Genomic DNA, 9,194 nt, shown 5'->3' with positions numbered 1-9,194 from the left:
GGATAGTTGTGGGTCGGGATCCGCACCCGCGCGCGGCCGCTGCCGAGCAGCTTCAGGATGGTGGCGTTCACGATCACCTCGTCGCCGATGCTGACGTTCCAGGCCATGGGCGATCAGCCGGGTTTTCTGGGGGCCGCCGACTTGGCGCTGCCCGGCGCCCACAGCTCGTCGAGCATGACGAGCGCGGCGCTCCGGTCGCCGGGCCTCAGCAGCCCTTGCTCCGCCGCGGCCGTCTTGAACGCGTCGAAGGCAACAGCGGGTCGGCAGATCCCTGCGAGTGCGTCGTCCACCAGGCGGACCGCCACGACATAGGTCGCGGCGTCCTTATCCTTCCATGTCCTGGCGAGCGCCTTCTTGGCATCGGCGATGGACGACACGACCATCGAGCCGCCATCGGCGAACCGGATCGTCAGGGGCAGGAACAGACTCACGGCCGGTCACCAGCCGAACCACTCCCGGGTTCGCCATAGCAATCCGGCGAAGGGCGCGATCGTGAAGGCGACGACGCCCAGGGCCAGAAGGGGACTGCTCGCAAGAACCGGTTTCATCAGATGCCTCCACAAGGTCCCTCATTGCATCGACTACCATCGCGCGCCGGTCGTCGCATTTAACTTTGATATGCCGCGACCGGCGCCGAGGCCCGCGGGCGGCCGGTCCGGTGTTTCGACTTTGCCAACCTTTTCGAGCGGCAGACGTTGTCCTTATCGAAACCAGGAGACGAAGCGATGCTGACGAAATCCGACACATCGAAGGCGGCAGGCAGGCAGCGCCGCGTGCAGCGCAAGGTCGACGCCGATGACCGCCGCAAGGCCAAGGCGAAAGAGCCGGGTGCCATGCAGGCCGGGGCGCGCGAATATCCCGTGCCGCCTTTCCCGAAGCAGCATCATCCAAAACCCGGCGAGGAGTGGGCGATCGAGCCGGCGCCGCTCTACGACGCGCCGTTCTGGCAGGGCTCGAAGAAGCTCGACGGCAAGGTGGCGCTGATCACCGGCGGCGATTCCGGCATCGGTCGTGCCGTGGCGGTGCTGTTCGCGCGCGAGGGCGCCGATATCGCCATCGCCTATCTCAGTGAGGATCGCGACGCCGAGACGACCAAGCGCGCAGTCGAGGCCGAGGGCAGGCGCTGCCTGGCGCTGCGCGGCGATGTCGCCAGGCGCGCCTTCTGCCGCAAGGCGGTCGAGCAGACGGTGAAGGCATTGGGTGGCCTCGATGTGCTGGTCAACAACGCCGCCTTCCAGATCCATTCGACCGATTTCACCGACCTCACCGAGGAGCATTTCGACACCACGCTGAAGACCAATCTCTACGGCTATTTCCATATGGCGCAGGCAGCCGTGCCGCACATGAAGCCGGGCTCGGCCATCATCAACACCGGTTCGGTCACCGGCATCGAGGGTTCGAAGCATCTGGTCGACTATTCGATGACCAAGGGCGGCATCCACGCCTTCACGCGCGCTCTGTCGGGCAACCTGATCGGCAAGGGCATCCGCGTCAACGCGGTGGCGCCGGGCCCGGTCTGGACGCCGCTCAATCCGTCGGAAAAGGAGGCCGAGGACGTTTCCCAGTTCGGCGCCAAGACGCCGATGAAGCGGCCGGCGCAACCGGAAGAGATCGCGCCGGCCTATGTGTTCCTCGCTTCGCCGCAATGCTCCAGCTACATCACCGGCGAGATCCTGCCGATTGTCGGCGGCTATTGAGAGGAGGCTTGCCAGAGGTGGGGGTAGGGGGCCTAACCCTTGCGCTTGCCTTCGGACGGGGCCCTCACGCCGGCCTGCGCCTCGCGCATCATCTTCAGCGCTTCGTCGCGGGTCAGGCCGCATTTGCGGGCGAAGTAGGCAGCCTCATAGGCCTCGGCCGCGGAGGCGGGCGAGATCGCGGATAGCATAGGTCTCGATTTCTTCTTGGCCATCGGTTCACGGCACCACTTCGTTTAGTCAGCTAATATAGCACCTTTGTTTGCCAAGGCAAATTTCTGCTATTTGCCGAGCTGTTCCTAGGCGAACGCGCCGATGCCCCGGGGGTTCCCTGGAAAAAGCGACGCATCTCGGCGCCCGGCGCCGGGGAGAGATGGCTGCCGCCGGCGGCCCGGTCGCATGGAGGCAGCGGGCCGGTAAAGTGGCCTGAACCTTGAAGGATTTTGAAACGTAATTATATCAATGACTAAGCGTGCTCTGCACGCGAAACGTAGTGCTTTGGTCAAGCTTCATCTTCATGGAGGTTGTCTATGGCAATGATGATGGAAGGAAAGAGGGGCCAGGATTGGATCAATCTGGTCCTTGCGATCTGCCTGTTCATCTCCCCCTGGATCATCGGCTTCGCCGCTGAGACGATGCCCGCGTGGAACGCCTGGATTGTTGGCGTTGCGCTCGGCGCGTTGGCTTTGGCGACGCTTTCGGTGTTCGCGGAGTGGGAGGAATGGGTGAATCTCGTCCTCGGGCTTTGGCTGATCGTTTCACCCTGGCTGCTGGGCTTCATGGCAAACGCCAACGCGATGGCGACCCATGTTATCCTCGGCATTCTGGTGGTTGCCGTATCGGCCTGGGCGGTCTGGGATGTCCATCATCCGCACGCGCATGCGTGACGGGTGATTAACTGGGAGCCCGCCGCGCAAGCGGCGAGCTCCTTAAAGCAATTCCAGGAAAAGTGTGCAGCGGTTTTCCGTCCGGAATTGCGTAAAAGAGAAGCAATTCCAGCAATATCGGAGCATTGGCTGAACCGGCGGCTGCGGGCGCATCACGAATTGCTGCAACCGGAAAGCTTTTCGTGCATTCTTGGGAATGGCTTCGATGCTCCACCCGGAAGCGCCCGCGAAATGCTGCTCCTATTGCGGCGGCCGCGACCACAATTTCGAGGACTGCCCGAAGCGCAAGGCCGATGCCGAGAAGCAGAAAGAGGAGGCGCGCGCAGAGTTGGATCGCGCGCGCGAAAAATCTCCATCGAACTGATCGCGTCGGCGTCGTCATCTGATCATGGCATCGCCGCGTTACGGCGCGGTGGCGATTGTGCCGGCTGGTTCGCGCCGGCGCGATGTGGTATTCACCGCGCCTTTTTGGCGACGGGGAACGGCCGTGATTACCGGCAAGGATCTCATCCAGTGGGGTTTCAAGCCTGGGAAATGGTTTCCCGGGGCGATCGCCGATGCCCAGCGCATGGAGGGCGAGGGCAGGTCGCAGGACGAGATATTCGCCCATCTCCAGACGCTCATGCCGGTCGAGATGATGCCGCGCACCAACGCGCTGCCGTTCGGCGTTTTCCTCGAACCCGAAAATGATGTCGAGCGAGACAATCTTGGGCTGGTCGTGGAAGCGATGGACGCGCTTCTGCGTACGCCGACCGTAGTGTCAGGTGTCGTCATGCCTGACGCATGTCCGGCCGGCACCATTCCGGTAGGCGGCGTCGTGGCGACCAGGAACGCCATCCATCCCGGCTTCCATTCGGCCGACATCTGCTGCTCGATGGCCATCACCGTCTTCAAGCGCAACGACGACCCGAAGAAAATCCTCGACGCCGCCTTCGAGATCACCCATTTCGGTCCCGGCGGCCGCAAGGACCAGCGCGGCTGGGCGATGCCCGCCGAGCTTTCGGCGCGCTTCAAGGCCAACCGGTTCCTCTCCGACGTGACAGCGATCGGCGACAGCAATCTCGGCACGCAGGGCGACGGCAACCACTTCCTCTATGTCGGGCATCTGCGCTCGACCGGACAGCCGGCGATCGTCACCCATCACGGCTCGCGCGGCCCGGGCGCCATGCTCTACAAGCGCGGCATGGCGGTTGCCCGCCGGCATACCGCGATCGTCTCGCCGAAGACGCCGCCGGGTGCCGCCTGGATCGAGGCCGACACGCCGGACGGCCGGGCCTATTGGGACGCGTTGCAGGTCATTCGCGAATGGACCAAGCAGAACCATTTCCGCATCCATGACCGCATCCAGGCCAAGCTCGGCAACCAGATCGCCGACCGCTTCTGGAACGAGCACAATTTCGTCTTCCGTCGCGACGACGGGCTTTTCTACCACGCCAAGGGGGCGACGCCGTCCTTCGACGGCTTTTCGCCGGACGATGACGGCCGCACGCTGATCCCGATGAACATGAGCGAGCCGATCCTGATCGCCGGCCATGCCGACAAGAAGGCGGCGCTCGGCTTTTCACCGCACGGCGCCGGCCGCAACATGAGCCGCACGCGCTATCTGCGCGAGGTGATCGGCAGCCGCGACTTCGACGATGTGGTGAAGGCCGAGACGAACGGGCTCGACATCCGCTTCTGGCTCGGCACGCCGGACCTGTCGGAACTGCCGGCGGCCTACAAGAGCGCGAGCCAGGTGGTCGGCCAGATCGAGCGGCACCGCCTTGCAACGATCGACGACTTCGTCGACCCTTACGGCTCGATCATGGCGGGCGACTGGCAGAAAGACATGCCCTGGCGGGACAGGAGGTGAGTGGCTCGTGAGTGCCTGCGGCCATCCTCCGGTGCCCCGGAGGCGGTAGCGATGACTTCAGCACCCCGTGCGCTTCGCCGCCTTGCTCAGGTCATCGTTCGTCGGCTTCCGCCAACTAGGCCCCTGCCGTCTCCCTTTGCACCTCGCTAGCGAAAGCCGCCAGCAGTTCCATTCCCTCGGCCCAATCACCAAGTCCGCTGTCGCCATTGATGTGGCCGAGTGTGCCGGCAACATGCAGGCCGCTTCCCCATTGCGCGGCCTTTGTCCCGGCATACTCCAGCGAGCCATAGGGATCGTCGCTGCTGGCGACGATGAGCGAGGGGAAGCGAAGCCGCCCTGCCGGCGTGCCCGCGAAGCTTCGTGCCGAGGCCGGAAAGGCCTCGCTTGCCGGGTCGGGAACCGCGACCAGGAAAGCCCCGGCGACCGCACGCCGCGAGACCTGCTGCCAATGCGCGACGAGCAGGCAGCCGAGGCTGTGGGCAATCAGGACGGGCGGGGCATTCGCCGCCGCCACCGCAGCGTCGAGGGCGCCGATCCAGTCGTCGAGGTCCGGCTGCTCCCAACTCGCCGGGCTGAAGCGGCGCATCGCTGGGTTCGCCCGCTGCCAGCGCGTCTGCCAGTGTGCTTCGCCCGAGCCGCCAATGCCGGGCACGATGATGAATTCGCTCATGGACCGCCTTTCCTGCCGATGCAATACCGGCAATTCTAGGCCTTCCTCTGGCCGAGGGAATGAGAGATCATCGGAAAGCAGGCAAGAATTCCGATGGATTGAAGGCAAGCATGGCAAACGGCGAGGCAAGACCGAGGCTCGACCCCACCGACATGGCGATCGTGGAGATCCTGCAGGAGGACGGCCGCATCGGCATTTCCGAGCTTGGCCGCCGCGTCGGCCTGTCCCAGCCCGCCACCTCCGAGCGGGTGAAACGGCTGGAGGAGCGCGGCATCGTCGCCGGCTACCGGGCGGTGATCGAGCCCGCGGCGCTTGGGCTCGGCACCATGGCCGTCATCCGCCTGCGCACCACGCATGAGCACATCCAGTCCTGCCTGAAGAAATTCGCGCAGATGCCTGAGGTGATCGAGGTGCTGCGGGTGACCGGCGAGGACTGTTTCCTGGTCAAGGTCGTCGTCCCGTCGCCGCCCGATCTCGAGGCAATCGTCGACGGCATCGGCCGCTACGGCGCGGTGACGACGAATGTGGTGCTGCGGGCCGAGCCGCCGAAGCGGCTGGGGCGGGACCTCGTTATGCGATGAGGCGCAGCGTATGCGCCGCCGCGTTGGCGAAGGAAATATCCCCCTTGATCTCGCGCATCGCCATCGAGGTTATGGTGCGCCGCACGCCGGGTAGGCGGCTCAGCTCCTCGCGCAGCATCCGGTCGAGCGCCATCATGTCAACCGTCACGATCTGCAGGAGGTAGTCGGCCTCGCCGGTGGTGGCGTAGCAGCGCCGGATCAGCGGATGTCTCTGCACCGCCGCCTCGAAGGCGTCCGACACCTCGAAGTCAATCGACACCTGGATGAAGGCCTCGATGTCGAAGCCGATCCTGGCCGGATCGATGCGGGTGGAATAGCCGCGGATGACGCCCGCTTCCTCCAGCGCCTTTACCCGCTTCCAGCAAGGCGTCTTGCTGAGGCCGACCTCCTCGGCCAGTTCGCCAAAGGAGATGCGCGCGTCGCGCTCGAGTGCGGCGACGATCTTGCGGTCGAGGGCATCCAGCATCAATCGTTCTCCATATTTCGCTCTAAAGAGGACATTCGTCCTTCAAATGGCGCCATTTGGATAACAAAAAGGAACAATGTTCAAGCGAAAAGCCCTATCCTGGTCTCAGTATCCAACGAATGGCCCGCATCGCGGCCCGGGCAAGGGAGAAGAACATGCTGAAGTCCGAATACCACGCCCGCATCGAGGCGCCCGAGATGCGCGACTACGGTGTCTATCTGCAATGCGACAAGCTTCTCCAATGCCAGAAGCCGCTGGCTGATATGGTCAATGCCGACGAACTGCAGTTCCAGATCGTGCACCAGGTCGAGGAGCTGTGGATGAAGCTCATCGCCTACACGCTGGCCGACGTCCTCGATTACCTGGTGAGAGAGGATACCCACCGGATCGTCACGCTGATGGGCCGGGTGCACCGGCTGATGCGGCTGATGACGGCACAGCTTGACGTGCTCGAAACCATGTCACCCAAAGAGTATCAGCAGATCCGCCTGCAGCTCGGCAATGGCAGTGGCCAGGAATCGCCAGGCTTCAAGCTGCTCCTGCGCATGCCGCCGGACCTCTGGCGGGCCTTCAAGGCCTCATACCTCGATGGCCGCGGGCTGACCGTCGCGGATGTCTATGACGCGCGCTACGACCATGGCGACGCCTACGTCGTCGCCGAGGCGCTGATCGAGTTCGACGAGCTGTTCCAGAAGTTCCGCGCCAACCACCTCTATCTTATCCACCGCTCGATCGGGCTCGGCTCCAGATCGCTGAAGGGTCGCCCGGTGGAGATGCTGGAAGGCGGCGCCCGCCACCGTTTCTTCCCCGAGCTATGGGACATACGCTGCGACATGACCGACCGCTGGGGCGCTGAATATGGCACCGTCAGGGAGTCGATCAGCCATTGCCCGCACGCGAAGGCGGGGTGAGCTTGGCTCCCCCTTCTCCCTTGTGGGAGAAGGTGTCCGAGCGAAGCTCGGACGGATGAGGGGTGTTGGCCGGAATGCTACCTTTCAGATATAAACATCTAAAATCATTTGATTTTCCGCGCCGAGCTTCTTCCAGCACCCCTCATCCGTCTCGGCGCTGCGCGCCGATCCACCTTCTCCCACAAGGGGAGAAGGGGGAGCCAGGCTTGCCACCCCGCCAGCCAAAACTATTTGCACCCCCATGTCGGAACTCCCGCGCCTCGCCCGTCCTAGGGCCGAACGCAGCAACACCCGGAGAGACATCATGGAAAGCACCCAATCGACCTGGCAGACCGCAGTCATCCTCATCGCCCGGCTGATCTTCGCCGCCATGTTCGCGATGGGGGTGGCCTTCAAACTCATGGATATCGGCGCCACCGCCGGCTACATCGCCGCCGCCGGCTTCCCGTTCCCGCTGTTCCTGGCATGGTGCGCGGCGATCCTCGAAACGCTGCTGGTGATTGCCTTCCTGACCGGCGCCTTGCTGACCCCGGCGGCGCTGATCGGCGCGGTCTATGTCACCTTCCTCGGCTTTGCCTTCCACGGCCCTTCGCACTGGGCCGGCAACCAGGCCGAGTTCGGCGCCTTCATGTCGCATTTCCCGTTTGCCGCCGGCCTGCTGTTCGCCGCCGTGCACGGCCCGGGCAGCGTGCTTTCGCTGCGCCAGGGTTGGCCGGGCAGGGCGTGACCTCATTCCTTCTCCCCGTTCAACGGGGAGAAGGTGCCCGAAGGGCGGATGAGGGGCGGCGCCGGCATCGACAATCGGCGGCCCCGAGATGCACCCCCCTCACATCTGGTCGTTGTAAGGTTCCTTCATCTGGCCGACCATGCGGGCGAGCTTCGAGAAGGACGGCATGTCCGCCTCCGGCTGGCACCGGTTGGCGAGTTCCAGCAGCCGGATCGGGAAGTTGACGGCATCGCGGCTCGATGCCGACATGCCTTCGGAGCGATCCTCACCCGTCTCGCAGGCCTCGGCCCGGCGCAGCGCAATGTCGATCTCCTCGACCGTCAGCACACCCTTGCGCACCAGCACCTGGTTGATCGACGCGACGGCCATCAACAGGCCCTCGAGCTGCAGATTGGCGACGTTCATGGCGGTTCCTCCCATTGACCTCGCCTCAAAAACGCACGAACGGCGTTTCCGATCCGGCATGATGCTTGCTGCCGTCGCCTGATCGGTCCGGAGTCGCTAGCCGTGCCGTTCCTGCGTGACAGCGTCGAGGATAAGCAGCGCCGAGTCGATACGCCATTGCTCTTCGGGCCTGACGCTCGCCGACAACAGCCGGTCCAGAACCGGCTCGCTGAGCAGCCAGCGCCGCATCTTTTCGATCGTGTCGTCGCCGGCGTCGTTCCAGAAATTCCGATTGGCCTTTTCCTTGATGAGCCGCTCGGCATCGCTCCCAAAGAACTCCGCCAAGTGCAGCGCGGCATTGGCCGAGGTCGAGGAAAGCCATGCTTCCAGCGTCGCGTCGAGGTCGCCGCCGGCGATTGCGATTCCACACAGCCAACCCGTCGGGTCGCCATCGTCGGGATGCTGCTCAAAACCATGACGCCAGGCACCAGCAAAAAGCGCCTGCACCGCCGCTCGTTCGTCCCGCGGCCACGTCCGCCACCCGCCACGGCTCAATTTGCTGGCGATGATCGGCGGATCGAGGCCGTGCCATCGCTGGTCGAAGACAGCCAACTCGAGTATCCGCGGCAGGAAGTGCTTATAGTCGGCAACGTCGCCAACCGTGGTGATCGCCCAGCCGGCATAGGGCCCGATCTGCTCGCCGGTCAACTCGCGCAACGGCGCCGAGGTGAGCGTCTTCAGGATCGCCACCGGATCGCGCAGCGGCGAGGCGCGCAGCACACGCGGCGGCGGGCAGGGCGCAAACGCATCGTAGCAGTCGTCGATCAGGCGCTGGAGCTCCGGCGGTTCTGTCATTTGCCTGTGCATGGACGCAAAGATTGATCGCGCCTACAGCTCCATCCAGCGTTGGCCGTACTCCTGCCAGAGCGCCTTGACCTCGCGGCCGCCTAGCGGTGGCGTCGCGCGGTCGCCGTAGAAGATGGCGACGGCGCTTAGGTCGTATTGGCCATCGGTCCGGACAA

Annotated in this window: 13 protein-coding genes; 7 read left to right on the top strand and 6 right to left on the bottom strand. The window is 64.3% G+C overall.

Annotated elements, in window-relative coordinates; all coding sequences use genetic code 11:
* Positions 1-113: 113 nt before the first annotated feature.
* The gene (locus EN742_RS14100) at positions 114-431 is read right to left on the bottom strand and encodes a DUF982 domain-containing protein (RefSeq protein WP_126055221.1); all 318 of its coding nucleotides are present in this window, start codon (positions 429-431) and stop codon (positions 114-116) included.
* A 294-nt stretch (positions 432-725) separates the two neighbouring features.
* On the opposite strand from EN742_RS14100, the gene EN742_RS14095 reads away from it, so the two are divergent.
* On the top strand, positions 726-1,697 hold the full coding sequence (locus tag EN742_RS14095) for an SDR family oxidoreductase (RefSeq protein ID WP_126055220.1): 972 nt from the start codon (positions 726-728) through the stop codon (positions 1,695-1,697).
* Between the two features lie 32 nt (positions 1,698-1,729).
* Here EN742_RS14095 and EN742_RS38095 read toward each other — a convergent pair whose 3' ends face one another.
* On the bottom strand, positions 1,730-1,909 hold the full coding sequence (locus EN742_RS38095; RefSeq protein WP_126055219.1) for a hypothetical protein: 180 nt from the start codon (positions 1,907-1,909) through the stop codon (positions 1,730-1,732).
* A 315-nt stretch (positions 1,910-2,224) separates the two neighbouring features.
* Here EN742_RS38095 and EN742_RS14085 point away from each other — a divergent pair, with 315 nt between their 5' ends.
* From EN742_RS14085 to EN742_RS14080, 3 genes are all read left to right on the top strand, one after another.
* Positions 2,225-2,581 (top strand): SPW repeat protein, encoded by a 357-nt coding sequence (locus tag EN742_RS14085; RefSeq protein ID WP_127400061.1) that lies wholly within the window; start codon positions 2,225-2,227, stop codon positions 2,579-2,581.
* 205 nt (positions 2,582-2,786) lie between these two features.
* Positions 2,787-2,945, top strand: a complete 159-nt coding sequence (locus tag EN742_RS38090; RefSeq protein ID WP_189363165.1) for a hypothetical protein — start codon at positions 2,787-2,789, stop codon at positions 2,943-2,945.
* Positions 2,946-3,068: 123 nt separating this feature from the next.
* Positions 3,069-4,433, top strand: a complete 1,365-nt coding sequence (locus EN742_RS14080) for an RtcB family protein (RefSeq protein ID WP_245492319.1) — start codon at positions 3,069-3,071, stop codon at positions 4,431-4,433.
* A 115-nt stretch (positions 4,434-4,548) separates the two neighbouring features.
* Here EN742_RS14080 and EN742_RS14075 read toward each other — a convergent pair whose 3' ends face one another.
* Complete coding sequence (locus EN742_RS14075) at positions 4,549-5,103, bottom strand: alpha/beta hydrolase (protein WP_126055216.1); 555 nt, start codon at positions 5,101-5,103, stop codon at positions 4,549-4,551.
* A gap of 110 nt (positions 5,104-5,213) precedes the next feature.
* Between EN742_RS14075 and EN742_RS14070 the strand changes: the two genes are divergently transcribed.
* Positions 5,214-5,684 (top strand): Lrp/AsnC family transcriptional regulator, encoded by a 471-nt coding sequence (locus EN742_RS14070; RefSeq protein ID WP_126059122.1) that lies wholly within the window; start codon positions 5,214-5,216, stop codon positions 5,682-5,684.
* Here EN742_RS14070 and EN742_RS14065 read toward each other — a convergent pair.
* Positions 5,674-6,150 carry an Lrp/AsnC family transcriptional regulator gene (locus EN742_RS14065; protein WP_127400059.1) on the bottom strand — a complete coding sequence of 159 codons (477 nt, stop codon included), beginning with the start codon at positions 6,148-6,150 and terminating at the stop codon, positions 5,674-5,676. The genes EN742_RS14070 and EN742_RS14065 overlap by 11 nt on opposite strands.
* Positions 6,151-6,305: 155 nt before the next feature.
* Here EN742_RS14065 and EN742_RS14060 point away from each other — a divergent pair, with 155 nt between their 5' ends.
* Together EN742_RS14060 and EN742_RS14055 are read left to right on the top strand one after the other, a co-directional pair.
* A complete protein-coding gene (locus tag EN742_RS14060) occupies positions 6,306-7,061 on the top strand; it encodes a tryptophan 2,3-dioxygenase family protein (protein ID WP_126055215.1) in 756 nt (251 codons plus the stop codon).
* Positions 7,062-7,365: 304 nt separating this feature from the next.
* Positions 7,366-7,788 carry a DoxX family protein gene (locus tag EN742_RS14055; RefSeq protein WP_126055214.1) on the top strand — a complete coding sequence of 141 codons (423 nt, stop codon included), beginning with the start codon at positions 7,366-7,368 and terminating at the stop codon, positions 7,786-7,788.
* 99 nt (positions 7,789-7,887) lie between these two features.
* Here the strand turns inward: EN742_RS14055 and EN742_RS14050 are convergent, their stop codons facing one another.
* Positions 7,888-8,193: a hypothetical protein gene (locus tag EN742_RS14050; protein ID WP_126055213.1), complete on the bottom strand. Its 306-nt coding sequence runs from the start codon at positions 8,191-8,193 to the stop codon at positions 7,888-7,890.
* A gap of 96 nt (positions 8,194-8,289) precedes the next feature.
* A complete protein-coding gene (locus EN742_RS14045) occupies positions 8,290-9,027 on the bottom strand; it encodes a hypothetical protein (RefSeq protein WP_128332932.1) in 738 nt (245 codons plus the stop codon).
* Between the last annotated feature and the right edge of the window lie 167 nt (positions 9,028-9,194).

The organism is Mesorhizobium sp. M4A.F.Ca.ET.020.02.1.1, from assembly GCF_004022645.1.
In the GTDB taxonomy this organism is placed as follows: domain Bacteria; phylum Pseudomonadota; class Alphaproteobacteria; order Rhizobiales; family Rhizobiaceae; genus Mesorhizobium.
The sequence above is the reverse complement of the archived record's forward strand: the minus strand, read 5'-3'. Positions and strand labels throughout refer to the sequence as shown.